This is a genomic window from Rhizobium sp. WYCCWR10014 (assembly GCF_001657485.1).
Taxonomy (GTDB): Bacteria; Pseudomonadota; Alphaproteobacteria; order Rhizobiales; family Rhizobiaceae; genus Rhizobium.
The window spans coordinates 273,792-298,136 of sequence record NZ_LXFU01000025.1 but is presented as its reverse complement, the minus strand read 5'-3'; the positions used below and the strand labels follow the sequence as shown (position 1 = coordinate 298,136).

Here is a 24,345-nt window from a genome sequence, read left to right as displayed (position 1 = left end):
AACCGAAATTAACACTGACAATTAGGCTTAACGATCGAAAACCCTTCGGACCGCAGCCATTTCAGCGATGATAATTGTTCCGTTTCTTGACGGACAGGGCCTCTTATAAGATACGGGTAACATATCTTGACTAAGGTGCAAGGCATGTATCGCGCCCTCACAAGAGAGATCGAAGTAGTCGTCGAGCCGTTCTATCTGGAGGAGCAATCCGATCCGGAAGACGATCGCTATGTCTGGGGTTACCGGATTGTCATCAGCAACAATTCCGGCATAGCCGTTCGGCTGGTCAACCGTTACTGGAACATCACCGACCAGAACGGCCAGGTGGACGAGGTGACTGGTCCCGGCGTCGTCGGCGAGCAGCCGCGGCTCAGCCCCGGCGACACCTACGAATATTCATCCGGCTGCCCGCTCGACACGCCCTCAGGGCTGATGTTCGGCCATTATCAGATGGAAACGGATGAAGGCGAGCTGTTCGATGTCGACATCCCTGCTTTCTCCCTGGATTCACCGGGGCTGCTGCGCGTGCTCAACTGACGGGTTGCTTTGTCAGTTCGAACACCAACGCCGTGCTTNCCTGCTTTCTCCCTGGATTCACCGGGGCTGCTGCGCGTGCTCAACTGACGGGTTGCTTTGTCAGTTCGAACACCAACGCCGTGCCCGCGGTCGTAAATCCTCGGGCTTGCCCAGTCATCAATCTGCTAAAGGTCAAAAGGATCCGAGGCCTGGGTGCCTGGCTTTGCTTCGAACGGATCTTTTGATTGTGGCGGCGCCGGCTGTTTCATGACCGCATTGTTTACCGCCTTTTGGCAGGCGAGCAACTCATCCGCTGCCCTCTCGGAATCTTTCAGACCGAGGGCAGCAATCTCTTTTCCGTTAAAGCGGGCGCGGAAACTCAGTTTACCGGAGAACTCCTCAATCAAGTCGGTATCGTCGGTATCGATCCACAATGATTTGAGGCCGTCGAGATCCAGACCTCTCGCGTCAGCCGTCCATTGAGTCTGGTCTAACGACAGTTCGATGGGATAATGCTTACCTTTCTCCAAGGATTCCCATTCGGATTTCCGAGCAGAATGTACAGAGGTTTGTCCTTTTTTCGGAAATTGAAGCCAAGACGAAAAATGGTGTCGTCATCAAAGGACGTCAGAACAAAACAGCCATTGTCTAAAGTCGGGTCGACAGCCACGGTCCAGCCCCCGACCTCTTTCCATTGGATTGCCTTATCATCAGCCAAGCCAATTCGTGGCATCGCAGCCATGAATGCGAGTACGAAATAAAAAAAGCGCATGAAGTCCCCATCCCTGAACCAGTTGGAGAATAGGTGCACAGCGACTACCGAAAGTCGAGTCACTGTGCTGGATCATCGCTAATCTTTTGTATTCGTTCAACGTGTCCTTAACCGCGCCTACTCCGCCGGCTGGAGCTCGGCCGGCTCGAAGCGGTAGGTGGTCGAGCAGAATTCGCAGGTGACGGCGATCTCGCCGTTTTCCTGGCTGGCTTCGATCTCCTCGGCCGAAAAGCCCTTCAGTACACCCTTGATCTTGTCGCGCGAGCAGCTGCAGCGGTCGAAGACGGCGCGCGGTTCGTAGACGCGCACACCGCGCTCGTGGAACAGGCGGAACAGCAGCCGCTCGGTGCCGACAAGCGGGTCGGTCAGTTCATCGGCATCGATGGTCTCGACCAGCGAACGGGCTTCGACCCAGGCGTCGTCCTCGCCATGCGGGCGGCTGCCGGTGTCGCCGTCGCCGCCGTGGAGATCCCGCTGGCGCATGCGCTCCGGCGCTTCCGGCAGGAACTGGGCGACGAGGCCGCCTGCCCGCCAGCGATGGCGCGGCTTGCCCGCATCGTCGCGATCGAAGAGCTCGGCCGCGGCAAGGCGGACGCGCGTCGGGATCTGCTCCGACTGGCGGAAATAGACGCCGGCAATTTCTTCCAGCGTGGTGCCGTCAAGCGCGACGATGCCCTGGTAAGGCTGGCTGAACTTGCCCTGGTCGATGGTAAAGGCGAGCACGCCCTTGCCGAGCAGTTGCTCCGGCTCGGTCTCGCCTGACTCGATCGCCTTGTTGAGCAGCGCCTGATCGAAACGGGCATAGGCGCGGACATTTTCCGGCGTCGAGAAATCGGCGACGAGAAGATCGACCGGGCCATCGCCCTTGGTCTGCACCGTGAACTTGCCGTCGAACTTCAGCGAGGTGCCGAGCAGCACCGTCAGCACGACGACTTCGGCAAGCAGCCGGGCAACGGGTGCGGGATAATGATGACGCTCGAGGATCGCATCGAGCATCGGGCCGAGCTGGACGGCGCGACCGCGCACATCCAGCCCCTCCACCTGGAAGGGGACGACATGGTCATCGCCGGCGAAATCAAACTGGCCGAGGGCGGCTGCAGCTTCTGCCATGGCTTTCACTCCTAGTTTTCAGAGCGATGGGCCAGCGTGCCCTTCGCTCACGCGGTCGCGAGTTTGTGACTCGCGACGTCCGATTATGGTTCAGATCGCGCCCAGGCACCAAGCAAGAATCGACTTCTGCGCATGAAGACGGTTTTCCGCCTCATCGAAGACCACGGATTGCGGACCGTCGATCACTTCGTCCGTCACTTCCTCACCGCGATGGGCGGGCAGGCAATGCATGAACAATGCATCATTGCCGGCTTTCGCCATCAAGGCCGCGTTGACCTGATAAGGCTGGAAGACATTGTGACCCCGGGCCCGATGTTCCTGATTCATGGAGACCCAGGTATCGGTCACCACGCAATCGACGCCGGCGACCGCACGGTCGGCATCATGGCAAAGCATGATTTCGGCGCCCTCATTGCGGGCCCAGTTCAGATAGTGATCCTTGGGCTCGGAGCCAAGGGGTACGGCCATGTTCATGCGGTAGCCGAAACGCGCGGCACCCTCGACCAGCGAATGCAGCACATTGTTGCCGTCGCCGGTCCAGGCGATGGTCTTGCCCTTGATCGGGCCGCGGTGCTCTTCGAAGGTCATGATGTCGGCCATGATCTGGCAGGGATGGGTATCATCCGTCAGCGCATTGATCACAGGCACGGTCGCATGCTGGGCAAGCTCCAGCAGCCGCGAGTGCTCGGTGGTGCGGATCATGATCGCATCGACATAGCGCGACAGCACCTTGGCGGTGTCGCCGATCGTCTCGGCACGGCCGAGCTGCATCTCGGTGCCGGATAGGAACAGCGTTTCGCCGCCGAGCTGGCGCATGCCGACGTCGAAGGAGACGCGGGTGCGCGTCGAGGGCTTCTCGAAGATCATCGCCAGCATCTTGCCGGCGAGCGGCTTGTCGCCCGTGCCGGCCTTGAAGGCCTGCTTGCGGGCGAGCGCATCGTTCATGATCGTTCTGAGATCGGCGGATGTGACCGCCGAAAGATCGAGGAAGTGTTTAGGGCTCATATCGTCTTCTTACCTGTGCTGCGCCCGAAGGCGGCAATTTCTTCAAGCCGTCTTCTTGACCTTGGAAGCGCGGATGCTCTCGGCGGCGCGCTCGACGCGGGCAAGGCCCTCGCGGGCTTCCTCGGCGGTGACCACGAGCGGCGGAAGAAGGCGGATGACATTGTCGCCGGCGGGCACGCCGAGCAGATGGGCGGCGCGGATCGCCTGCAGCAGTTCGGCTGAGGGAACCGCAGCCTTGATGCCGAGCAAAAGCCCCTCGCCCCTGATATCCTCGATCACATCGGGATATCGATCCTTCAGCGAGGCGAGACCCTGGCGGAAGACAAGGGCTACGTCGCGCACCTGCTGGAGGAAGCCATCGGCAAGGATGATGTCGAGCACGGCGCTGCCGACGGCCATGGCAAGCGGATTGCCGCCATAGGTCGAGCCATGCGTGCCGGCCTTCATGCCGGAGGCGGCCTCTGATGTGGCAAGGCAGGCGCCGAGCGGGAAACCGCCGCCGATGCCCTTGGCGACAGCCATGATGTCCGGCGTGATGCCCGACCATTCATGAGCGAAGAGCTTGCCGGTGCGGCCGACGCCGGTCTGGACCTCGTCGAGGATCAACAGCAGGCCGTTCTCGTCGCAGAGCTGGCGAAGCGCCTTCATGAACTCAGGCGTGGCAGGACGGACGCCGCCCTCGCCCTGCACCGGCTCGATGAGGATGCCGGCCGTCGCCTCGGTGATTGCGGCACGGACCGCTTCGATATCGCCGAAAGCCACCTGATCGAAACCCGGCGCCTTGGGGCCGAAGCCTTCGAGATATTTCTCCTGGCCGCCGGCGGCGATCGTCGCCAGCGTCCGTCCGTGGAAGGCGCCTTCGAAGGTGATGATATGGAAGCGCTCGGGATGGCCCTTGGAAAACTGGTAGCGGCGCGCCGTCTTGATCGCGCATTCGAGCGCCTCGGCGCCCGAATTGGTGAAGAACACCTTGTCGGCGAAGGTGGCTTCCGTCAGCCGTTTTGCCAGACGCTCCTGGCCGGGGATCTCATAGATGTTCGACAGGTGCCAGACCTTGTCAGCCTGCTCCTTCAGCGCGCCGACCACATGCGGATTGCTGTGGCCGACGGAGGTGACGGCAACGCCGGCGCCGAAATCGAGATATCGCTCGCCGCTTTCGGTGATCAGCCACACGCCCTCGCCTCGCTCGAACCGCAGTGGGGCACGAGAATAGGTGTCATAAAGCGGCGCGGCTTCAGCCATGGCGCGATCTCCATCAAAGTTGGCGGGCAATGACTCCGGCTAAGGAAACCAGGCCCGAAAAATTAAAAATGCCGCCTTGCGGCGGCGAGTGGCACTATTTCCTTTTCGCGCTGCAATGTCAACAAAACTGCGCCCTTAGCGTATGCAGCAAGGGTGTACAGCGGCATTTTCAGTCTTCAACAGGCATTATTGCAGAAATGCCACGCAGGGGCAGCAAGTTGGGGAAAACTACGAATTCGATTCATCCGGATTCATGCGACTCTTGTCACGGAGTCAGCCTCACACTAGGTTAAAGATCAATTACTAGACTGCATGCGGCGGAACTAGTCACCAAAATTGATCAAGCGTTTCTTGTTTCGGAGCTCCCGGGACAACGGTGAGGGATTCTGCCATCACCAACGCAAAAGGTGGAGACAGGGCATGAACTGGACAGACGAGCGGGTCGAGAAACTCAAGAAGCTCTGGGCCGAAGGACTGAGCGCCAGCCAGATTGCGGCACAACTTGGCGGTGTCAGCCGAAACGCGGTCATCGGCAAAGTGCACCGGCTGTGCCTTCCCGGCCGTGCCAAGGCCGGCGGCACCAGCACCGCCGCGCGAACGCCGAAGCGCAATACATCGGCGCCGCGCGCACCGAACTACGCCTCACGGATCACGACCCGCACCGTTACCCGCCAGCAGGGCGCGACGATGCTGAAGGAAGAGATCGAGATCGAAACGATCGAGGAAATGGAATACGTGCCGAGAGGCAATGTGGTGGTGCCGATTTCGCGCCGCCTCGGCCTGACGGAACTGACCGAGCGCACCTGCAAATGGCCGGTCGGCGATCCGCTGAAGGACGACTTCCATTTCTGCGGCTGCGAGTCCCCCGACAATTCGCCTTATTGCAGCTATCACCAGAAGCTTGCCTACCAGCCGGTCAACGAACGCCGCCGGGCGGCAGCGCGGGCCAGCTGAGCGGGCTGACCATCGTCAGAATGCAGAAAACGGGCCGAGTGGCCCGTTTTTTTGTGCTTATTGGTTCGCGAGGGTGCCCCTCATCCGCCTGCCGGCACCTTCTCGCCGCGCGCGGGGAGAAGGGGATATGCCGTGACCTCTGCGTTCCCCCGCCAACCCTTCGCGGGGCACGTCCCCTCGCCCCGTTTACGGGGAGAGGGTTAGGGTGAGGGGCAGACGTTAGCACGAGCGACTTTGTCAGCAACCAGAACGGAAGCCCTCAGGCTTCCATCGAATAACCGGCGCCGCGGACGGTGCGGATGACGTCCTGCATGTTGGAGAAATTCAGCGCCTTGCGCAAGCGGCCGACATGGACGTCGACGGTGCGCTCGTCGACATAGATATCGTGGCCCCAGACGCCGTCCAGAAGCTGCGAGCGGGAGAAGACCCGGCCCGGCGACGACATCAGGAATTCCAACAGGCGGAATTCGGTGGGGCCGAGGCGGACTTCGCGGGTCTTGCGATGGACGCGATGGGTCTCTCGATCGAGCTCGATGTCACCACATTTCAGCACTGTCGACAGCACTTCGGGACGGGCGCGGCGCAGCATCGCCTTGACACGGGCAACAAGCTCGGGGGTCGAGAAGGGCTTGACGACATAATCGTCGGCGCCCGTCGACAATCCGCGGACGCGCTCGCTCTCCTCGCCGCGCGCCGTCAGCATGATGATCGGCAGGCGCTCGGTTTCCGGCCGCATGCGCAGGCGCCGGCAGAGCTCGATGCCGGAAACGCCAGGCAGCATCCAATCGAGGATGAGAAGATCGGGCGTGCGCTCCTGAAGCCTCATTTCGGCTTCGTCGCCACGAAGGATGGTATCGACCTCGAAGCCTTCCGCTTCGAGATTGTAGCGAAGAAGCACGCTGAGGGCTTCCTCGTCTTCAACAACTGCAACTCTCGGGATCATGCGTGTCGGTCTCCTCGCGCATGATCCTTAAACCAGGGGTGATTTAAGCAATCCATCCTGCGCAAATTCAGAAATTGGCTGCGACCTCTTTGCGCGCCCGGACGGGCGCGCACGCAATTAGCTGTGCGGGCGGTTATTCCGTGACCGCGCCGACGGTGTTGGCGCTGTCATCCTTCGGACGATCGCCTTCCGGCTGTGCGCCGGTCGTCATGTAAAAGATCGTCTCGGCGATGTTGGTGGCATGGTCGCCGATGCGCTCGATATTCTTGGCGCAGAAGAGAAGATGCGTGCAGCTGGTGATGTTGCGCGGATCTTCCATCATGTAGGTCAGAAGCTCGCGGAACAGCGAGGTGTACATCGCGTCGATCTCGTTGTCGCGTTCACGGATCGCATTCGCCTTGTCGGCTGAACGATTGGTGTAGACATCGAGCACTTCCTTGAGCTGGACGAGCGCCAGCTCGGACAGATGCTCGAGGCCGCGGGCGAGCTTGCGGGGAACGCCGGTGCTTTGGACGGCGATGACGCGCTTGGCGGTGTTCTTGCCGAGGTCGCCGACGCGTTCGAGATCGGCGGCGATGCGGATCGAACCCATGATTTCACGCAGGTCCGAGGCCATCGGCTGACGGCGGGCGATCGTCACGATCGCCTTGTCGCCGATTTCGCGTTCGGCGTGATCGAGGATCACATCGTCCGAGATGACCTTCTGCGCCAGCGCGGTATCGCCGTTGACCAGCGCCCGCACGGATTCGCCGACCATCTGCTCGGCCAGGCCGCCCATTTCGGAAATCCGCCTGGACAGGAACTTCAAATCATCATCATAGGCAGAAAAAATATGTGTCGATGCCATGGGGCTTTATCCTCGAATAACGGGAAGGCTTGATGTCGCCAAAATCAACCGAAGCGACCCATGATGTAGTCCTGGGTGCGCGGATCGTCGGGATTGGTGAACATCTTGTCGGTGTCGTTCTCCTCGACGAGGTTGCCGAGGTGGAACATGGCGGTGCGCTGCGAGACACGCGCGGCCTGCTGCATGGAGTGGGTGACGATGACGATCGTGTAGTTCTCGCGCAGCTCGTGGATCAGTTCCTCGACCTTGGCAGTGGCGATCGGGTCGAGCGCCGAGCAGGGTTCGTCCATCAGGATGACTTCAGGGCTGACGGCGACGGCACGCGCAATGCAGAGGCGCTGCTGCTGACCGCCCGACAGGCCGGTGCCGGACTCGTGCAAGCGGTCCTTGACCTCGTTCCAGAGACCGGCGCGCAGCAGGCTGGTCTCGACGATCTGGTCGAGATCGGCCTTCGACTTGGCAAGGCCATGGATGCGCGGTCCGTAGGAGACGTTTTCATAGATCGTCTTCGGGAACGGGTTCGGCTTCTGGAAGACCATGCCGACGCGGGCGCGAAGTTCGACGACGTCAATATCGGGATCATAGATATCGTCGGTATCAAGCGTGATCTTGCCGGTGACGCGGCAGCCGTCGATCGTGTCGTTCATGCGGTTGAGGCTCCGCAGGAAGGTCGACTTGCCGCAGCCGGACGGGCCGATCAGGGCGGTTACGGTGTTTTCGCGGACGTTCAGGTTCACATCGAAAAGCGCGCGCTTCTCGCCGTAGTATACTGAGACATCCTTTCCGATCATCTTATACGGGACGTTGCTCATCTTCTGATCCAGCGCCTTTTCAACTGCAGCTTCCGTCAACATGTTCATGATCTTGTAACTCCGTTTACCAGCGGCGCTCGAAGCGACGACGCAAGAGGATGGCGCCCATGTTCATGACGATCAGGAACAGGAGCAGGACGATGATGGCACCCGAAGTACGCTCAACGAAGGCACGTTCGGCCTCGTTGGCCCACATATAGACCTGTACAGGCAGAGCCGTCGAGGGATCGAGCGGTGTCGTCGGCGCGCTGGCGACGAAGGCGACCATGCCGATCAAGAGCAGCGGCGCGGTTTCGCCGAGCGCATGCGCCAGGCCGATGATCGTGCCGGTGAGGATGCCGGGCATGGCGAGCGGCAGCACATGGTGGAACACCATCTGCATTTTCGAAGCGCCGAGGCCGAGCGCTGCGGCGCGGATCGACGGCGGCACGGCGCGCAGTGCCGCACGCGTCGCGATGATGATCGTCGGCAGTGTCATCAGCGTCAGCACCAGGCCGCCGACCAGCGAAGCAGAGCGCGGCAGGCCGATGAAGTTGATGAAGACGGAAAGACCGAGCAGACCATAGACGATCGAAGGGACTGCGGCGAGGTTGTTGATGTTGACCTCGATCAGGTCCGTCAGCTTGTTCTTCGGCGCGAACTCCTCGAGATAGATCGAGGCGGCGACGCCGATCGGCAGAGACAGCACAAGCACGATCAGCATCAGGTAGAGCGAGCCGATCAGGGCGACGCCGAGGCCCGCGGCCTCCGGACGGCTGGAATTGCCGTTGACGAAGAGGCCGGTGTTGAACTGCTTGTGGAGAGCGCCGCTCGCCTTCAGCTCGTTCATCCAGCCGACCTGCTTGTCGTTGACCTTGCGGTTCTTTTCATCGACGGAGAGATCGATCTGGCCCTTGTTGGCGCTGTCGACATTGGCGTCGGCGAGCACCGTGACATTGACCGTCTTGCCGATGATCGACGGATCGGCGATCACCATGTCGCGCAGCTGGATCGGCGCACTCTTGGAGAGCATGGCGGATGCATCGCGCACGTCGGGACGGCTTGCGGCATTGACGTTCAGCTGCTTGACGATCGCGTCGCGCAGGAGAACCGGGTAGTTGGCGGCGATCAGCACCGAAGGGTCGGTCGCACGCTTGTTGTTGGGGTCGATTGTCTTCTCGGAAAATTCGATCGGCAGGGTGATCGCCGTCTGCTGGAAGGCGGTATAGCCCTTGCCGATCACCGTCCACAGCAGGATGAAGAGGAAGACGAGACCGAAGGTGATGGCGGCGATGCCATAGGCCTGGAACCGGCGCTCGGCAGCGTAGCGCCGCTTGATACCGATATCGCGGCGCGCTGGCGCCTTGGAAACGGTGACGCCTGATGTGGGAGAAACAATATCCGTCATTCGTACTGCTCCCGGTATTTGCGCACGATGTAGAGCGCATAGATATTGAGGCAAAGCGTGATGCAGAACAGGGTGATGCCAAGGGCAAAGGCAACCAGGGTCTGCGGCGAGGTGAACTCAAGGTCGCCGGTCAGCTGGTTGACGATCTTGACGGTCACCGTCGTCATCGGCTCGAAGGGGTTGATCTGGATGCGGGCGGCGACACCGGCGGCCAGCACGACGATCATGGTTTCGCCGATGGCGCGCGAGGCGGTCATCAGCAATGCGCCGACGATGCCGGGAAGGGCTGCGGGCAAGACCACTTTCTTGATGGTTTCGGAGCGTGTGGCGCCAAGACCGAGCGAACCGTCACGCAGTGCCCGCGGTACGGCAGTGATGATATCGTCCGACAGCGAGGACACGTAAGGGATCAGCATGATGCCCATGACGATGCCGGCCGTCAGAACGCTCTGCGCCTGGATGAAGTTGCTGTAGTTACCGGACAGGAGGCCACTGATCTGCGCGGAGAAATCGCGCAGGAACGGGCCGACGGTGACGAGCGCGAAGAAGCCGTAGACGATCGTCGGAATGCCGGCGAGCACTTCGAGGAGCGGCTTGGCGACCCCACGCACCTTCGGCGAGGCGTATTCGGCCATGTAGATGGCGGCGAAGAGGCCGACCGGCACGGCGACCAGCATGGCCACCAGGCCGATATAAATCGTGCCGAGCAGCAGCGGGATCAGGCCGAACTGACCGAAGGACGAGCTGCCGGCGCCTGCAAAGCGCGGATCCCAGACGGTGCCGAAGAAGAAGTCCATGGCGGGAACGGCCGCAAAGAAGCGCGCGGCTTCTGACAGCATGGAGAGCACGATGCCGATCGTCGTCAGAATGGCGATCGAGGAGGCGAGCAGCAGGCCCCAGAGCATGACGCGCTCGACCCGGTTGCGGGCGCGGAAGCGCGGCGCGATGGAACGCAGCGCGTAGAAGGCGCCGGCGACGGCGAGAGCGAAGACGATCGCCGTCATGGCGATGCGGCTCGTCATGCTCATGGCGTTGAGCTTTTTGGCGGCGTCGAGCATGTAGGGCAGCGGCTGGCTGGCAAGCGGCACACCCTTTTCGAGGAGCTTGGCCTGCAGGGCAGCCGGATCGTTGGCGACCGCGGCAGCTTCATCCGAGGTCAGCATCGTCAGGCCGCGGGCAACCGTTGCCACCGTCGAATAGCCGAGATCCTGCTCGACCGAGGCTTGAGCCCTGATGTCCTCGGGGAAAGCGCCGCGAACCGAGGACTGGATGATGCCGGGGCTGACGGAGAGCCAGACGCAGAGGACGAGCAAGGCGGGAAGAATTGCCCAGATCGCCGCATAGGCGCCGTAATAGCCCGGCCGTGAATGCAATGCGGAGGACCTGCCTCCGGCAAGCGCCGTGGCGCGGTTGCGCGCGACCAGATAGGCGGCGGCACCGATCACCACAAGGCACAAAAGTATGATGGATGTGCTCATTCGTTACGTCCCCAGGCCCATAGCCCCAAAAAAGCCCGGCAGCTTCATTAGCTGCCTTCAGCTTCCAATCATGGAGAAGGAATTCCAACCCTGCAGCGGACATGCCGGCGCAGGGACATAAGCAATGCCGGCGCGGGCCAAAAGGCACCGCGCCGGCTAAGGTCATTACATAGCCTTGCCGGCTTCGACGTCCTTGCGGATCGCTTCGCGCTCGGCATCCGGAGCGGCAACGAGGCCGTATTCGACGAGCGGGCTGTCAGGGCCGATCATCTGGTCGGATACGAAGAAGTTGACGTATTCCTTCAGGCCCGGAACAGCGCCGAGATGTGCCTTCTTGACGTAGAAGAACAGCGGGCGGGAAACCGGGTATGTGCCGTCAGCGATCGTTTCGGTGGACGGAACGATACCGCTCATCGAAGCAACCTTGAGCTTGTCGGCGTTGTTTTCATAGAAGGAAAGCCCGAATACGCCGACGCCGGTCTTGTTCGCGGCGATGCGCGCCAGGGTTTCCGGATAGTCGCCGTCGATGTCGACAGCAGCGCCGTCCTTGCGGACTGCGACGCAGGCCTTGCCCTGGGCTGCCTTGTCGGCGATTTCCTTGGCGATGACGTCGGTTGCGCCAGAGGCCTTGCAGCCGGCAGCGAGAACGTTCTGTTCGAAGACTTCGCGGGTGCCGTGCTTTTCGCCCGGGATATAGGCGGCAATATCAACAGCCGGAAGCTTAGGATTGACTTCCGACCACTTCTTGTAGGGGTTGGCGACGAGCTTACCGTCGACGACGACCTGAGCTGCGAGGGCCTTGTAGATGTCGGCAGGAACGTAGGCGACATCAGCATTGGAAGCGTCGGTTGCGAAGACGATACCGTCATAACCGATCTTGACTTCCTGGATGTCGGTTACGCCGGCAGCCTTGCAGGCTTCCACTTCGTTCTTGTTGATCGGACGCGAGGAATTCGCAATATCGATGGTGTCTTCGCCAACGCCCTTGCAGAATTCCTTCAGGCCAGCGCCCGAGCCGCCGGATTCGACGACCGGCGTCTTGAAGTTGGTGAAGGTTTCGCCGAAGGACTCGGCAACGATCTTTGCGTAAGGCAGGACGGTGGACGAACCAGCGATCTGAATCTGGTCGCGGGCGACGGCGGCGCCAGCGAAAGCAGCGGTTGCAGCGAGCGCGGCAACGGTGAGCTTGAAGGTGTTCATGTAAATCTCCCGGCATTTGGGCTTGTGTGAGTGCGGCCTAGAGAGGCCCTCGCATTGCCTTTTTTCATCGGCGAGACTCTCTTAGCGCTTGAAGCACCGTCCTTTTATGTCAAACGCGTGAAACATTTGTGACAGCTTAAGTAGCTGATTGATAACGATATATTTTAAATCGACCGATTAATCATGTCGGCGAACGGCAAATTCTGACGGGCAATCCACCTTGAGTTGTAAAAACCGCTGCAGGTAGTAGTTCGGTTGCGGCACTTTCCGCCTGCGTCCTCTCATCAAAGTCGTTCCGTGTGATTTGCCCCTCACCCTAACCCTCTCCCCGTAAAAACGGGGAGAGGGGACTACGTCTCAGGCTGCCTGTCGCGTCAAAAACGGACGGTAAAATCGGTGCCCTTGCCGACTTCCGACTTGACGATCAGACGCGCCCGGTGGCGGGTGAGGATGTGTTTGACGATGGCAAGGCCGAGGCCGGTGCCCTTCTTCGAGCGGCTGTCCTCGATGCTGACGCGGTAGAAGCGCTCGGTCAGGCGCGGCACATGTTCGGCCGGAATGCCCGGGCCTCTGTCGACGATGCTGACCTCGACCGGCTGGCCGGTGCCGTTCTTCAGCCAGACATCGACGACCTCGCCCTCCTGGCCGTATTTGCAGGCATTTTCCATCAGGTTTTCGAAGACCTGGACAAGCTCGTCGCGGTCGCCCAGCACCTCGACCTTACCCTCCGGCAGATGCAGGTTGATGTCGACGCCGACATCCTTGGCCAACGGCACCAGTGAATCCCTGACATGGCCGAGCAGCGGCACCAGGTCGATCTTCTCATCCGGCGCGATGTGCGATTTCAGCTCCAGGCGCGAGAGCGACAGCAGGTCATCGACCAGCCGGCTCATGCGCGTCGCCTGATCGAGCATGATATTGAGGAAACGCGCCTGCGCCTTCAGATCGTTCTTCGCCGGCCCCTGGATGGTCTCGATGAAGCCGCGCAGCGAGGCAAGCGGCGTGCGCAGCTCATGGCTGGCATTGGCGACGAAATCCGAGCGCATGCGGTCGATGCGGCGGACCTCGGATATATCGCGGAAGGAGAGGATGAAATAGCGCTCATGCGGGCCGTCATCGGCCGTGAATTCAATGGGCGCGCTGCGCACGATATAGACGCGCTCGGACGGCAGCCGCTCGGAATGCTCGATCTGGTTCGGCGCGTTGGTGGCGATGGTTTCGCGCACCATGTCGAGCACGCCGGGCGAGCGCAGGCGGGCCGATATATGGGCGCCGAGCGCCACCTCGCCGAAAGCCTTTTCGGCAGCGCGGTTCTGGAAGAGCACCGAGGCATCGTCCGAGAGCACCATGACGGGGATATCGAGGCCGGCAAGCGTGGCGGAGACTTCAGGCAGCCGGCTTGGCGGCGCAGCCGGCTTGATCTCCACCGGCGGGGCGGGTTCGGCCTCGATGATCGGCGCCTCGTTGAAAAGCGCGGTGAGGATCATCACCAGCAGCAGGACAAGCACCACCCACTTGTTCATGCCGGCGGCAAGCGCGGCGAGCGCGCTGAGGATCGCCGCAAGCAGCACCGGTCGCTCGCGCCTTATGCGCGCCAACAGGCTTTTTCTCCACGGAGTTTCGTCTGGCAAGTGCCCTCGCGGCGTCGATTCGTTTTTCTTATATTGAACTCTGCCTGATAGCGGCAATTCATGACAGAAGTTTTCGGGCTGCCGCGTCTCAAGCGAAAAGCCGCAGCCGAAACCCACGAAAAATTGCCGGCCGCCCGCGAGAGATTTGATTTTCAACGGTAAATATGTTCGCTTGCAGGAAGAGAAGCGATCGGACGGTGGAGGCTGATATGGACGAGGACGTCGAAAACAGGGCCGTGGAGCTGGATATCCGCGGGAAGAAGCGCATCTTCGATGTCGACGATCCCACCCTGCCGGCCTGGGTGGACGAACGCGCGCTGGAATCCGGCGACTTTCCCCACAAGAAAAAGCTCAAGGAAGAGGACTATCTGGAGCAACTGGAAAAGCTGCAGATCGAACTCGTCAAGGTGCAGTTCTGGCTGCAGGCGACAGGCAAGCGGGTGATGGCGCTGTTCGAAGGGCGCGACGCTGCCGGCAAGGGCGGCGCGATTTCAGCCTCCTCGGCGAATATGAACCCACGCCTTGCGCGGGTCGTGGCGCTGACCAAGCCGACCGACCGCGAGCAGGGACAATGGTATTTCCAGCGTTATGTCGCGCAGTTTCCGACAGCCGGCGAATTCGTGCTGTTCGACCGCTCCTGGTACAACCGCGCCGGCGTCGAGCCGGTCATGGGCTTCTGCACGCCGAAGCAATATGAGGATTTCCTCAAACAGGCGCCACAGCTCGAAAAGATCATTGCCCATGAGGGCATCTTCTTCTTCAAATTCTATCTCGATATCGGCCGCGAGATGCAGCTCAAGCGCTTCCACGACCGCCGGCACGATCCGCTGAAAGTCTGGAAACTGTCGTCAATGGATATCGCCGCACTGACGAAATGGGACGATTACAGCGACAAGCGCAACCGGATGCTGAAGGAAACCCATACGGATTTCGCGCCCTGGACGGTGATCCGCGCCAATGACAAGCGGCGCACGCGCCTCGAACTCATCCGCCACATGCTGAACAAGATGGATTATGACGGCAAGGACAAACAAGCACTCGGCACGGTCGACGAGGAGATCATCGGCTCAGGGCCAGGCTTTTTGAAATAGAGCTTCGGAACAGGCTGGCTTCCTGAAATCGAAGGCGGGGGTTTCACCGGCTCCGCCGGGACCGGGGTCACCGGCTCCGCCGGGACTGGCCTTACTGCCCCGGCAGGATGCGGATGGCGAAGAGGTTGATGCCGCGCGCCTTGCCGTCGAGATCGCTGTTGATCGTCAACGTGCCCGGCGAATTCGGCGCGAGCGAGCGGTCGAACTTCACCTGCAGCAGCGCATCCGACTTTTCCCGGGTGACGTTGAAGCGATGGCGGGCGCAATTGCCGAGCGTCTGGAAATTGCATTCGACGGTAATCTGCGTCGGCTCGTCGGTGGTGGATTGCAGCGTCAGCGCGATCGTCGAGGATTTGCCGGCCAGCTGCTGCAGCACCGAGGGCGGAACGCTGATCGAGATATTGCCATCGGCAGTCCCGCTCTCGGAAATCAGCCGGACGGCGGGGCCGTCATTCTCGGCGATTTTTTCGGTGCGCGCCCGCGGGCCGCTCTGGATCTTGTCGGCGTCCTCAGGCTTGAACAGGGGGATCCAATCGGCCGAGAAACTGTTCTGCGGATCGATGGTCACCGGCTGATCGGTGTGAGAGCCCGCATTCCCGGCGCCCTCGTCATTGCCGGTAAAATCCTCGGGCTGCGTGCTTGCCGGCGGATTGGCGACGCTGGTGTCGCGCTCGGCCGCCGTCATCAGCAGGCCCGACGTATGCGCCCACCAGGCGCCGATGCCGATGAAGGCCAGCAGGACGCACCAGACGAGCAGTCTCGAAAAGAATTTGCGCGGCTTGCGGCCTGCCGCCCGCTCCGGGCGGAAATCCATATTGGTGGCGCGCTGACCTCGCCCAAGGCGCTCCTCGCCGACCGGGGCGGCAGCCAGATGATCGGTATTGCCGGCATGCACGTCGTCGAGGCTGGACTCGTCGCCGCGATGCATAACCTCGGGCGCGCGGGTCTCACCCGATACCACAGGGCCGTCGAACGCATCGGCTTCGGCTTGGTGAACCGGCGGCGCCGGCATTTCCACCACCGGCGGCACGGGCACTTCGGGCGGCCTCTGGCGGGGGTGAAGACGGTCACGCTCCTCGCCTTCGATGGCGTGGATAGTGCTTTCCAGGCGGTGGCGGTGATGGGAGACGACCTCGGTGTCGGTGATGTCCTGCTTGCGCAGCCCGGCTTCCAGCGCTTGGCGGGCGGACTGATAGATCCTCGCTCGAACCTCCGGATTATCGCGATCGGAATTCTCGAGCGCTGTTCTGATGGCCGTTTCTAATCCGCTCACATTCAGTCCTTCACCTTGAATTCGGCATCGGACTGCAATCCCTGCCGTTCTCCATCAAAATTCGGTAGCGGCAAGTGCGGCAAACCGCAAGCCTTGCAGGCCCTGCTGCAGTTGATCGGCGGAGATATCGGCAGGTTTCACCGCTTACGGGCCTTATTCTATTAGCTTTCTCGGACGTATATATTCGGGCTGAAATCGACGAAGGCATGGCAGCCGCTCTTTTATCGCCTTTTCATCTCTGTTATGAGATTGACGTTTTCGTAAACGTCAATGGAAGCGACGAACCATGGCCCTGCCCCCGATCCTCAAGGACAGATTGAGACTGCCGGTTATCGGCTCGCCACTGTTCATCATCTCGCATCCGGCGCTGACGCTGGCGCAATGCAAGGCGGGCATCGTCGGGGCGTTTCCGGCGCTGAACGCCCGGCCGGAAAGCCAGCTTGACGAATGGCTGGCGGAGATTACCGAGGAGCTTGCCCGCCACGACGCCGCCCATCCGGAAAGGCCGACCGCCCCCTTTGCCGTCAACCAGATCGTCCACATGTCGAACAAGCGGCTGGAGCACGACCTCTCGCTCTGCGTCAAATACAAGGTGCCGATCGTCATCTCCTCGCTCGGCGCCGTGCCGGAGGTCAATGCCGCCGTGCATTCCTACGGCGGCATCGTGCTGCATGACATTATCAACAACCGCCACGCCCATTCGGCCATCCGCAAGGGCGCCGACGGGCTGATTGCAGTCGCTGCCGGCGCCGGCGGCCATGCCGGCACGCTGTCGCCTTTTGCGCTCGTCCAGGAAATCCGCGAATGGTTCGAAGGGCCGCTGCTGCTGGCCGGCGCGATCGCCACCGGCGGCGCCATCCTTGCCGCAGAAGCGATGGGCGCCGACATGGCCTATATCGGCTCGCCCTTCATCGCAACGCAAGAAGCCCGCGCCGCGGACGCCTACAAGCAGGCGATCGTCGAAGGGGCGGCCAGCGATATCGTCTATTCCAACTATTTCACCGGCGTGCACGGCAACTATCTCAAACCCTCGATCGTCGCTGCCGGCATGGACCCCGACAACCTGCCGCTTGCCGATGTCTCGAAGATGGATTTCGAGCAGGCTGTCGGCGGCGCCAAGGCCTGGAAGGACATATGGGGCAGCGGCCAGGGCATCAGCGCCATCAAGGCTGTCGAGCCGGTGGCCAAACTCGTCGACCGGCTCGAGGCCGAATACAGGGCGGCGCGCGCCCGGCTGACGCTCTGAGGCGCGCCGTCCCGCCCCTGCCTTCTTTTTTGCCAAAGCCATGACAGGGCGCTTGAAATCTTCCGACAATGGCTGTATCAGCGCCATGCAAATCGCGGGCCGCATGCTTCGGCCGTGAAATGCCGCTTTAGCTCAGGTGGTAGAGCACATCATTCGTAATGATGGGGTCGCAGGTTCGAGTCCTGCAAGCGGCACCATTTCTTTATAAGCCTCTTTTAAAAATCCTTCGTTTACCTTTAGCTGCCTTTGGCCACTCGGCAGGCAAAATTTCAGTAATTAGAGCCTCTTCACTCATGGCGGCTGGACTGCCCTTCATCTACATATGCGCGACCGATATCGATCGAACGAGAGCAGGTTTGCGATTAGGAGGATCTATGAGGACATCGCTGTTAAGTATCGCGCTTTTCACATTTAGCTTGTCCGCTGCGCAGGCAGCAGACTTCCCTCTCGCCTCATGTGCTGGATGGAACGGAACGCTTGTCAGCAAGACCGGCATCGATTCAAGCACCGCAGTTATGAAAGGAAAGGTCACTCAAGCCAATTCCGGGAATACTGCGAGCGAGACCCAGGAGGTGAGACAACAGCACATGGCGGCAAACTTACTGTAAAGCAGTGCGTGGCGACGTATACAAAAGCGAATGGGAAAGACACCTACCGCTCCACCGCCAATTGCATCGAAGGCACCCTGTCCTTCGTTCCTCCTCGTGGAGAACCGCTGCGTGTCACTTTCCCATTACCAGAGGACGCAGATGTGTCGTGCGCCTCAGGCATGCCGCCGCTGATCGAGCAGTTCAAGCTCCTCTGCCCTCAGGCGGCGCGGGAGTTTCTTTTGATGGATGACGAATGACGAGATGGCTGCGTAACAGCACCATAGACTCGCATTTCCCGACAACGTAGCGGCGTTTGTGACGCCGCAGACACAACCCCGTCATCGTTTGATAGCTGACTTGAGAAACCGCCTCAAAACTTCATGGAGAGTCAGAAGGGAAAACAGAGTGATCCACCCGCCGACAAGGCAGATCAGGTAAAACGCGGCAAATCTGAAATGACCAAACAACTCGACTCCACTTCGGCACCTCGCGTTGGTGCATGCGGGAACTTGAGCCATGCCATAGGCAGCTAACCCAACCAGAGCCAAGCTTAAAAACGCAATCCCTAACGCCTTGGCGGTTGAAATCTCAGGGTCAGGTTTGCGGGCGATCTGGCGCGAATAAAGGAAATAGATCGCTAAACATGTGCACGGAAGAGCCGTCGCCAGTAGAGCCAGCAGCATCGAAGCCAACAGCGTCGAAGCAGGCGTCGGATCAACGAGGATCGAGAAAACGTTCGCGAAAAAATAAGCTAAAATAGGAATGCCAAGTATTGAGGTTTCCCAGCCTTTAGGGCCGGGCTTATAGAACTCTTGGAATACGAAGACAAAGTGGGCTCCCAGCGCAAAGAGCGCGGGAAGCAGTGGGAATTCCCATCGTAAAATAAGCAATCTCAACAATTCGAAACCTACCTGGCGCTCTGCCGAAAATGAGGCGATGCGTTGCGCTTTATCTAGAAGAACCGACTCCTCCTCAGTCCAGGAACCATCCTGAATTTCCGGGTTAACTGAACCGTATGAGACCGGGCTTCCGGCGGCTCCCGGTTTATGCCATCAATGACCTGAAAACTGCAACCGACAGGAACAATGCCGCCGCCGAGCAGGTTTTCTCCCTTGAGACAACAAGCATGGAGAAACTATGTCCTGCAAATTCATCGCGATATCGCTGCTTTCCATCGGCCTTGCCGTTCCGGCGCTGGCGCAGACGGCGGGTGGGGCGGATTCCAGTGGGCGGCTTTCGGTGGCGCCTGTTATCGGCGGATCGGGGAGTTCGGGCGGTGGTTCCGCCGGCACCGGCTCGGCTGGAACCGGATCTACCCGGCACCAATTCACGGGGCACCGGTTCCGTCGGTACCGATCCCGGCGCCACCGGCAGCACGAGCGGCAATGGCGGGGTCGAACTCAAGAGCGGCCGGAGCACGATCAATCCCGGTGGGGTCAATCCCGATCTGCAGCCGACGCCGGGTTGCACCGCCGGTTCCGCGGATAGCAGCGGATCGGGTGGCGAGGCCTGCCCGCAATGAGGACAGATGGCCGCCTGACTTTCTGACTGCGAAGGCTCTGGGCGAAGCGGCGCCGGGCCTTCGCTTCGCCCGCTCCCCAATCGGACGAAAATAGCGGCTGTCATGGGAACGGCTTTACGACTCGCGGTTACGGACGTAAAACTACCCGTCACTCCGCAAGCGGCGCATCGCCCCACACCCAGCCAGCCTGCCGATATTTCCGGCATCTGCGGAGCACCCGAAGAGGATCGTCATGTCGAATGCAGCGCAACGCTCGAACCGCGTGCTTATCGTCGCCACCATCATGCTCGCGACCTTCATGGTGGCGATCGAGGCGACGATCGTGGCGACCGCGATGCCGCGCATCGTCGGGGAGCTCGGCGGCTTTTCCTATTACAGCTGGGTGTTTTCAGCCTTCCTGCTGGCACAGTCGACGACGACAGTCATCTACGGCAAGCTCTCCGACATTTTCGGGCGCAAGCCGGTGCTGATCGGCGGCATCCTGATCTTCCTCGTCGGCTCTTTGCTCTGCGGGCTTGCCTGGTCGATGATGTCGCTGGTGCTGTTCCGGCTGCTGCAGGGGCTGGGCGCCGGGGCCATCCAGCCGGTGACGACGACGATCATCGGCGATCTCTTCAAGCTAGAGGAACGCGGCCGCGTCCAGGGCTTCATGGCGACCGTCTGGGCGACCTCGGCTGTCGTCGGGCCGCTGGCCGGCGGCATCATCGTCGACAATATCTCCTGGGCCTGGATCTTCTGGATCAACCTGCCGATCGGCATCATCTCGATCATCGCCTTCATGCTCTTCCTGAAGGAGGACGTGGCGCACAAGCAGGCAAAGATCGATTACCTCGGCTCGGTGCTGTTTTCGATCTCGATCGTGGCACTTCTCGTCATGCTGACGGAAACCGATGCCAGCGCCTGGATCCTGCTGTCGCTTTTCGCCGTCTTCGTGGTCTCGGGCATCCTTTTCCTGGCCCAGGAGAGGCGGGCGCCGGAGCCGATCATCTCGATCCCGCTGTGGAGCCGAAGGCTGATCGCGACCAGCAATGCGGCGACGCTGCTGGCCGGCATGGCGCTGATCGGGCTTTCGACAATCCTGCCGCTCTATGTGCAAGGCGTGCTCGGCCGCTCGCCTCTTGTCGCGGGGTTCACGCTCACCATGCTCGTCGTCGGCTGGCCCTTGGCGGTGATGCTCTCCGGCCGTTTCTACAGGGCCTTCGGCATCCAGCGCACCTTGCGCGTCGGCAGCCTGATGTTTCCCTTCGGCGCCTGTTTCCTGTTGTTCCTGACCCCTGACAGTTCGCCGATTGTTGCCGGCGCCGGCTCCTTCTTCATGGGCTTCGGCATGGGTCTCATCAGCCTCACCAGCATCGTGCTGGTGCAGGACAGCGTCGAATGGTCGATGCGCGGCAGCGCCACTTCGTCGATCATCTTTTCCCGCAGCCTCGGCAATACGCTCGGCGCCACCGTGCTCGGCGCCATCCTCAATGCCGGCATCAACCACTATGCGAGCGGCGAGGCAGCGGCGGGCCTGCATGATGCGCTGAACCAGCCGACCGGGCTCTCGGCGCTCGCCGCCGATCCGGCGATCCGCGCCGTCTTCAATGCGGCCTTGCACTGGAGCTTCTGGGGCGTCGTCGTCGTCGCGGTGCTGACCTTCTTCACCACCTGGCTGATCCCGGTCGGGCCTAGCCAGAAGCGCGAGGGGGCGGCTGTGGCAAGCGAGGCGGCTTCGCATTAACGCGGTTCAACCGTTCGGCGCGACTTAGGTAATAGGCTCTGATGGGTTACGATCTTCACATTACTCGCAAGGCAAATTGGTTCGATGCGTCTCCATCGATCGCTCTCGACGAATGGCTCGAGTACGTTACCAATGATCCCGAAATTCAGCATGAGGGTTTTGCCGAAACTCCCGCCGCCGACGGGGGTGTTTTACGGGTGGAACAGGCGGGCATATCCGTGTGGAAAGGATACTCCCGCGGCGAAAATCGGGAAAACGCCGCATGGCTTTGGTGGAGCGGAGGCAACATCGTTGTCAAAAATCCGGATCAAGAAATCCGTCGGAAATTGTGGCTTATCGCCCAATCTCTCGAAGCCAAAGTCCAGGGAGAAGAGGGAGAATATTATGGCCATGATGGCGAGATGATCGTGATGAAAGGCATACTCGCGCCCGAGCCTTCGATGCCTCCCGATCCAAAGCGTCCATGGTGGAAATTCTGGTAGATTCCAGACAATGTTCTGCACTGCGTTGTTACCGGTGGATTGTGCTGGGAGAGTTGTCGGACGATGGGTGTTTTCGTTTTGCTCTTGGGGTTTCCGGGCGTGGGCAAGCTGACGATCGCCAAAGAACTCGGCTCGCTCATATCCGCAAAGATCGTCGATAATCACTGGTTCAACAACCCGATCTTGCGCCTCCTCGACGAAGAGGGGACCGCTCCTTTGCCAACGGGCATATGGGAGTACACTGGAAGAATCCGGCAGGCCGTTCTGGATGCAATCACTGCCTATAGCGGCCCGTCGGCGAATTTCATCTTCACCCATGCCGGTGTCGAAGGCGATGAGCGGAGCACGCGGACGTACCAACAGTTCGTTGATGCCGCCAGACAGCGCGCCGCGGTCTTCGTTCCGGTGCGATTGCTGTGTGCCGAAGAAGAATTGGCGCGTCGGGTTTCCTCCCCCGCACGGCGCGACCATTTGAAAACCACCGACATCGAGACGTCGAGGAGCCGAAGCCAACAGGCCGTGGTTCTTGATATCCCGCACCAACACGCGCTGACGTTGGATGTGACTTTCATGTCGCCTGCAGAAAGTGCCGCGGCAATACGGGATCATGTTGCGCGACGCAGTACCTGAGGAATGCAGCCCTTCGTGCCGATAGCGGAAGATCGGCCTCGGGCTGGAATGCGTCGCGTGATGGGGGATCAACGAGAACGAAAATGGGCGTCAGAAACTACTTGATCGAAGGCGTTTCCGGCAGCGGCAAAACCACGGTGGCGGAAGAACTGCAGCGGCGCGGTTACCACGTCATCCACGGGGACCGGGCGTTGTCTTATGTCGGCGATCCTGAGACTGGTGAACCACTGGATGGGCTTGCCCATAAGAGCCTGACGGACAGTGTCACATGGGTGCACGAGCATCACATTTGGGATGTCGACAAAGTCAAAGCCGCTGTCGCCGATCACTGCAACGCGATCTCCTTCTTCTGTGGCGGCTCTCGAAATCTCCCCCGCTTTATCGATGTGTTCGACGGGGTTTTCGTTCTCGACATCGATCTCGACACGTTGAACCGGCGGCTTGCCGCGAGACCGGAAGACGAGTTTGGCGGAAGACCTGCCGAGCGGGAGCTGATTGTGCGCTTGCATGCAACGAAAGAGGATATTCCGGAGAGTGGCATCGTCATCGACGCCACTCTCCCGCTCACGATCGTTGTCGACGAGATTCTCTCGACATGCAGCGGTTGGAGTTCAAGAGCGAAAGGCGTTTAAATCAGCCCTACCAGCACTTCCAAAAGAATCGACGGTGAGCTGAGGAAGCCTCCGGCGACAAGGCCGACAAAACCCAACGCCACCGCTCCGGCAACGCCGTGATTTTGCCAGCCGATACGGGCACCCACGGCTGCAGCCGTTATGACAACCGAAACGGTCCAGACGATTTTGACCAACGAGATCAAGCGGTGAACAACTGTTTGTTTTTCTTCCGCCACGGAGCAAAGCAACCTTCCGAAGGACCTCGATGTTCTGAATATAATGTTGAATTTCTTCCCACCAAGAATGCCTGCCTTGGCTTACAGGGCATCCCGGATATCGAAGCGGTCAATCTTGTCGCCTTCCATGCGGAAGATATGCGTCACCGTCTTGTCCTTCAGGCCATGGCTTTGCCCTTCCAGCGGCCGGCCATCGAGGTCGAAGACCGACTGGATCACCTCGACAGCTATGGCGCCATCTTGCGTTTCCTGAAATGCCACCGGCTCGACGTGTGGACTGATGACAGCCCACTGGCGTGTCCAATAATCGCGCACGGCCTGACGACCATGAACGTGCCCGCCATCCATGCCGTTGGCCCAGGCGACATCATCGGAAAGGACGGCAAGGACAGCGTCGATGTCTCTGGCGTTGAAGCTGGCATAGATGCGCTTGATCATTTCGACGTCATTTTGAGACATGTCGTTTCCTCTATGGAGATTTCGCTGCGCGGCATCAAAACGGCATTGCCTCATGCCGCGCATCACGATACATACGTACATATATATCTTGCGGTCAAGCGCAAGCAAGGGGTGAGCGGAATGAATGAAGACGTGCTTTCTACGCCGGGGCATCTCATCAGTCTTGCGGCGCGGGGCTTTGCCCGCCTCAGCGAGTCACGCCTTAAACCGCTCGGCTTCGGTGTCGGCCAGTTGCCTGTCCTGGTCGCGCTGCAGAATGGCAAGGCCAGCACGCAGCGCGACCTCGCCCGCTTTGCCAGGGTAGAGCAGCCGCCGATGGCGCAGATGCTCGCTCGCATGGAGAGGGATGGCTTGATTGAGCGGACGCGCGACCCGGCTGACGGTCGCAGCAGCCGTATCGTGCTGACGAAAACCGCACAGGAATGCATGCCGAAGGCGATTGCGGCCCTATTCCAAGGGAATCGTGAGGCACTGGCCGGGTTCACGGATGCGGAAGCGGGACAACTTGCAGATCTGCTGACGCGGCTGATCGAAAATCTGGATCAGATTGCGAGCTCGGAGTCCTCGGCGCAGCTTTAGAGA

The 24,345-nt window shown here is 60.5% G+C and carries 24 protein-coding genes, 1 tRNA gene and 2 pseudogenes; 12 read left to right on the top strand and 15 right to left on the bottom strand.

Going from position 1 to position 24,345, the window contains the following annotated elements; all coding sequences use genetic code 11:
* The first annotated feature begins 144 nt into the window (after positions 1–144).
* A complete protein-coding gene (gene apaG / locus A6U98_RS06355; protein WP_008524271.1) occupies positions 145–537 on the top strand; it encodes a Co2+/Mg2+ efflux protein ApaG in 393 nt (130 codons plus the stop codon).
* Positions 538–701: 164 nt separating this feature from the next.
* Here apaG and A6U98_RS37490 read toward each other — a convergent pair whose 3' ends face one another.
* The 4 genes from A6U98_RS37490 to A6U98_RS06335 all read right to left on the bottom strand — a co-directional run bounded on the left by A6U98_RS37490 (position 702) and on the right by A6U98_RS06335 (position 4,645).
* Positions 702–1,046, bottom strand: coding sequence for a hypothetical protein (locus A6U98_RS37490; RefSeq protein WP_245304487.1), 345 nt, complete (start codon positions 1,044–1,046; stop codon positions 702–704).
* A 359-nt stretch (positions 1,047–1,405) separates the two neighbouring features.
* A complete protein-coding gene (locus tag A6U98_RS06345) occupies positions 1,406–2,398 on the bottom strand; it encodes an Hsp33 family molecular chaperone (protein ID WP_064648674.1) in 993 nt (330 codons plus the stop codon).
* Between the two features lie 90 nt (positions 2,399–2,488).
* Positions 2,489–3,403: an ornithine carbamoyltransferase gene (gene argF / locus A6U98_RS06340; RefSeq protein WP_064648672.1), complete on the bottom strand. Its 915-nt coding sequence runs from the start codon at positions 3,401–3,403 to the stop codon at positions 2,489–2,491.
* Between the two features lie 42 nt (positions 3,404–3,445).
* The gene (locus tag A6U98_RS06335; protein ID WP_064648670.1) at positions 3,446–4,645 is read right to left on the bottom strand and encodes an aspartate aminotransferase family protein; all 1,200 of its coding nucleotides are present in this window, start codon (positions 4,643–4,645) and stop codon (positions 3,446–3,448) included.
* 420 nt (positions 4,646–5,065) lie between these two features.
* Here A6U98_RS06335 and A6U98_RS06330 point away from each other — a divergent pair, with 420 nt between their 5' ends.
* Positions 5,066–5,599 carry a GcrA family cell cycle regulator gene (locus A6U98_RS06330; protein ID WP_064648668.1) on the top strand — a complete coding sequence of 178 codons (534 nt, stop codon included), beginning with the start codon at positions 5,066–5,068 and terminating at the stop codon, positions 5,597–5,599.
* 259 nt (positions 5,600–5,858) lie between these two features.
* Here the strand turns inward: A6U98_RS06330 and phoB are convergent, their stop codons facing one another.
* The 7 genes from phoB to phoR all read right to left on the bottom strand — a co-directional run bounded on the left by phoB (position 5,859) and on the right by phoR (position 13,864).
* The gene (phoB, locus tag A6U98_RS06325; RefSeq protein WP_003545181.1) at positions 5,859–6,542 is read right to left on the bottom strand and encodes a phosphate regulon transcriptional regulator PhoB; all 684 of its coding nucleotides are present in this window, start codon (positions 6,540–6,542) and stop codon (positions 5,859–5,861) included.
* Positions 6,543–6,675: 133 nt separating this feature from the next.
* Positions 6,676–7,389, bottom strand: a complete 714-nt coding sequence (gene phoU / locus A6U98_RS06320; RefSeq protein ID WP_011650335.1) for a phosphate signaling complex protein PhoU — start codon at positions 7,387–7,389, stop codon at positions 6,676–6,678.
* A 44-nt stretch (positions 7,390–7,433) separates the two neighbouring features.
* Positions 7,434–8,249, bottom strand: a complete 816-nt coding sequence (gene pstB / locus A6U98_RS06315) for a phosphate ABC transporter ATP-binding protein PstB (RefSeq protein ID WP_064648666.1) — start codon at positions 8,247–8,249, stop codon at positions 7,434–7,436.
* A 16-nt stretch (positions 8,250–8,265) separates the two neighbouring features.
* Entirely contained in the window at positions 8,266–9,588 is a 1,323-nt protein-coding gene (pstA, locus tag A6U98_RS06310; protein ID WP_064648663.1) for a phosphate ABC transporter permease PstA, read from the bottom strand.
* Entirely contained in the window at positions 9,585–11,066 is a 1,482-nt protein-coding gene (gene pstC, locus A6U98_RS06305) for a phosphate ABC transporter permease subunit PstC (protein ID WP_064648661.1), read from the bottom strand. The genes pstA and pstC overlap by 4 nt, the downstream gene beginning before the upstream one ends.
* 165 nt (positions 11,067–11,231) lie before the next feature.
* Entirely contained in the window at positions 11,232–12,266 is a 1,035-nt protein-coding gene (locus tag A6U98_RS06300; RefSeq protein ID WP_064648659.1) for a substrate-binding domain-containing protein, read from the bottom strand.
* A 374-nt stretch (positions 12,267–12,640) separates the two neighbouring features.
* Entirely contained in the window at positions 12,641–13,864 is a 1,224-nt protein-coding gene (phoR, locus tag A6U98_RS06295) for a phosphate regulon sensor histidine kinase PhoR (protein ID WP_064648657.1), read from the bottom strand.
* 242 nt (positions 13,865–14,106) lie between these two features.
* On the opposite strand from phoR, the gene ppk2 reads away from it, so the two are divergent.
* Positions 14,107–14,988: a polyphosphate kinase 2 gene (gene ppk2 / locus A6U98_RS06290; RefSeq protein ID WP_064648655.1), complete on the top strand. Its 882-nt coding sequence runs from the start codon at positions 14,107–14,109 to the stop codon at positions 14,986–14,988.
* A 91-nt stretch (positions 14,989–15,079) separates the two neighbouring features.
* Here the strand turns inward: ppk2 and A6U98_RS06285 are convergent, their stop codons facing one another.
* Positions 15,080–16,261 carry a hypothetical protein gene (locus tag A6U98_RS06285; RefSeq protein ID WP_064648653.1) on the bottom strand — a complete coding sequence of 394 codons (1,182 nt, stop codon included), beginning with the start codon at positions 16,259–16,261 and terminating at the stop codon, positions 15,080–15,082.
* A 286-nt stretch (positions 16,262–16,547) separates the two neighbouring features.
* Here A6U98_RS06285 and A6U98_RS06280 point away from each other — a divergent pair, with 286 nt between their 5' ends.
* From A6U98_RS06280 to A6U98_RS06270, 3 genes and pseudogenes are all read left to right on the top strand, one after another.
* Complete coding sequence (locus tag A6U98_RS06280) at positions 16,548–17,507, top strand: nitronate monooxygenase family protein (protein ID WP_064648650.1); 960 nt, start codon at positions 16,548–16,550, stop codon at positions 17,505–17,507.
* A 121-nt stretch (positions 17,508–17,628) separates the two neighbouring features.
* Positions 17,629–17,704: transfer RNA gene (locus A6U98_RS06275), tRNA-Thr, on the top strand.
* A 177-nt stretch (positions 17,705–17,881) separates the two neighbouring features.
* A pseudogene (locus tag A6U98_RS06270) lies at positions 17,882–18,354 on the top strand (hypothetical protein).
* 81 nt (positions 18,355–18,435) lie between these two features.
* Here the strand turns inward: A6U98_RS06270 and A6U98_RS06265 are convergent.
* Positions 18,436–18,993: a hypothetical protein gene (locus A6U98_RS06265; protein WP_156667816.1), complete on the bottom strand. Its 558-nt coding sequence runs from the start codon at positions 18,991–18,993 to the stop codon at positions 18,436–18,438.
* A 241-nt stretch (positions 18,994–19,234) separates the two neighbouring features.
* On the opposite strand from A6U98_RS06265, the pseudogene A6U98_RS06260 reads away from it, so the two are divergent.
* The 5 genes and pseudogenes from A6U98_RS06260 to A6U98_RS06240 all read left to right on the top strand — a co-directional run bounded on the left by A6U98_RS06260 (position 19,235) and on the right by A6U98_RS06240 (position 23,086).
* A pseudogene (locus tag A6U98_RS06260) lies at positions 19,235–19,619 on the top strand (hypothetical protein).
* A gap of 232 nt (positions 19,620–19,851) precedes the next feature.
* Positions 19,852–21,342: an MDR family MFS transporter gene (locus tag A6U98_RS06255; protein WP_064648647.1), complete on the top strand. Its 1,491-nt coding sequence runs from the start codon at positions 19,852–19,854 to the stop codon at positions 21,340–21,342.
* 41 nt (positions 21,343–21,383) lie between these two features.
* Positions 21,384–21,824, top strand: coding sequence for a hypothetical protein (locus tag A6U98_RS06250; protein WP_064648645.1), 441 nt, complete (start codon positions 21,384–21,386; stop codon positions 21,822–21,824).
* A 63-nt stretch (positions 21,825–21,887) separates the two neighbouring features.
* Positions 21,888–22,454, top strand: a complete 567-nt coding sequence (locus tag A6U98_RS06245) for an AAA family ATPase (RefSeq protein ID WP_064648643.1) — start codon at positions 21,888–21,890, stop codon at positions 22,452–22,454.
* An 83-nt stretch (positions 22,455–22,537) separates the two neighbouring features.
* Positions 22,538–23,086 carry an AAA family ATPase gene (locus A6U98_RS06240; RefSeq protein ID WP_064648641.1) on the top strand — a complete coding sequence of 183 codons (549 nt, stop codon included), beginning with the start codon at positions 22,538–22,540 and terminating at the stop codon, positions 23,084–23,086.
* Here the strand turns inward: A6U98_RS06240 and A6U98_RS06235 are convergent.
* Positions 23,083–23,304 carry a hypothetical protein gene (locus A6U98_RS06235; protein WP_245304486.1) on the bottom strand — a complete coding sequence of 74 codons (222 nt, stop codon included), beginning with the start codon at positions 23,302–23,304 and terminating at the stop codon, positions 23,083–23,085. The genes A6U98_RS06240 and A6U98_RS06235 overlap by 4 nt on opposite strands.
* Before the next feature lie 81 nt (positions 23,305–23,385).
* Positions 23,386–23,763, bottom strand: coding sequence for a nuclear transport factor 2 family protein (locus tag A6U98_RS06230; RefSeq protein WP_064648637.1), 378 nt, complete (start codon positions 23,761–23,763; stop codon positions 23,386–23,388).
* A gap of 120 nt (positions 23,764–23,883) precedes the next feature.
* Between A6U98_RS06230 and A6U98_RS06225 the strand changes: the two genes are divergently transcribed.
* Positions 23,884–24,342, top strand: a complete 459-nt coding sequence (locus A6U98_RS06225) for a MarR family winged helix-turn-helix transcriptional regulator (RefSeq protein WP_064648720.1) — start codon at positions 23,884–23,886, stop codon at positions 24,340–24,342.
* The last annotated feature ends 3 nt before the right edge of the window (positions 24,343–24,345 follow it).

Excerpts from the sequence above, each read along its gene's own strand:
- A6U98_RS06245 (WP_064648643.1), top strand. The coding sequence starts at position 21,888 with ATGGGTGTTTTCGTTTTGCTCTTGGGGTTTCCGGGCGTGGGCAAGCTG.
- A6U98_RS06225 (WP_064648720.1), top strand. The coding sequence starts at position 23,884 with ATGAATGAAGACGTGCTTTCTACGCCGGGGCATCTCATCAGTCTTGCG.
- pstB (WP_064648666.1), bottom strand. The coding sequence starts at position 8,249 with ATGAACATGTTGACGGAAGCTGCAGTTGAAAAGGCGCTGGATCAGAAG.
- A6U98_RS06280 (WP_064648650.1), top strand. The coding sequence starts at position 16,548 with ATGGCCCTGCCCCCGATCCTCAAGGACAGATTGAGACTGCCGGTTATC.
- pstC (WP_064648661.1), bottom strand. The coding sequence starts at position 11,066 with ATGAGCACATCCATCATACTTTTGTGCCTTGTGGTGATCGGTGCCGCC.
- A6U98_RS06345 (WP_064648674.1), bottom strand. The coding sequence starts at position 2,398 with ATGGCAGAAGCTGCAGCCGCCCTCGGCCAGTTTGATTTCGCCGGCGAT.
- A6U98_RS06230 (WP_064648637.1), bottom strand. The coding sequence starts at position 23,763 with ATGTCTCAAAATGACGTCGAAATGATCAAGCGCATCTATGCCAGCTTC.
- A6U98_RS06335 (WP_064648670.1), bottom strand. The coding sequence starts at position 4,645 with ATGGCTGAAGCCGCGCCGCTTTATGACACCTATTCTCGTGCCCCACTG.
- A6U98_RS06330 (WP_064648668.1), top strand. The coding sequence starts at position 5,066 with ATGAACTGGACAGACGAGCGGGTCGAGAAACTCAAGAAGCTCTGGGCC.
- ppk2 (WP_064648655.1), top strand. The coding sequence starts at position 14,107 with ATGGACGAGGACGTCGAAAACAGGGCCGTGGAGCTGGATATCCGCGGG.
- A6U98_RS06250 (WP_064648645.1), top strand. The coding sequence starts at position 21,384 with ATGGGTTACGATCTTCACATTACTCGCAAGGCAAATTGGTTCGATGCG.
- phoB (WP_003545181.1), bottom strand. The coding sequence starts at position 6,542 with ATGATCCCGAGAGTTGCAGTTGTTGAAGACGAGGAAGCCCTCAGCGTG.
- argF (WP_064648672.1), bottom strand. The coding sequence starts at position 3,403 with ATGAGCCCTAAACACTTCCTCGATCTTTCGGCGGTCACATCCGCCGAT.
- pstA (WP_064648663.1), bottom strand. The coding sequence starts at position 9,588 with ATGACGGATATTGTTTCTCCCACATCAGGCGTCACCGTTTCCAAGGCG.
- A6U98_RS06255 (WP_064648647.1), top strand. The coding sequence starts at position 19,852 with ATGTCGAATGCAGCGCAACGCTCGAACCGCGTGCTTATCGTCGCCACC.
- apaG (WP_008524271.1), top strand. The coding sequence starts at position 145 with ATGTATCGCGCCCTCACAAGAGAGATCGAAGTAGTCGTCGAGCCGTTC.
- phoU (WP_011650335.1), bottom strand. The coding sequence starts at position 7,389 with ATGGCATCGACACATATTTTTTCTGCCTATGATGATGATTTGAAGTTC.
- A6U98_RS06240 (WP_064648641.1), top strand. The coding sequence starts at position 22,538 with ATGGGCGTCAGAAACTACTTGATCGAAGGCGTTTCCGGCAGCGGCAAA.
- A6U98_RS06300 (WP_064648659.1), bottom strand. The coding sequence starts at position 12,266 with ATGAACACCTTCAAGCTCACCGTTGCCGCGCTCGCTGCAACCGCTGCT.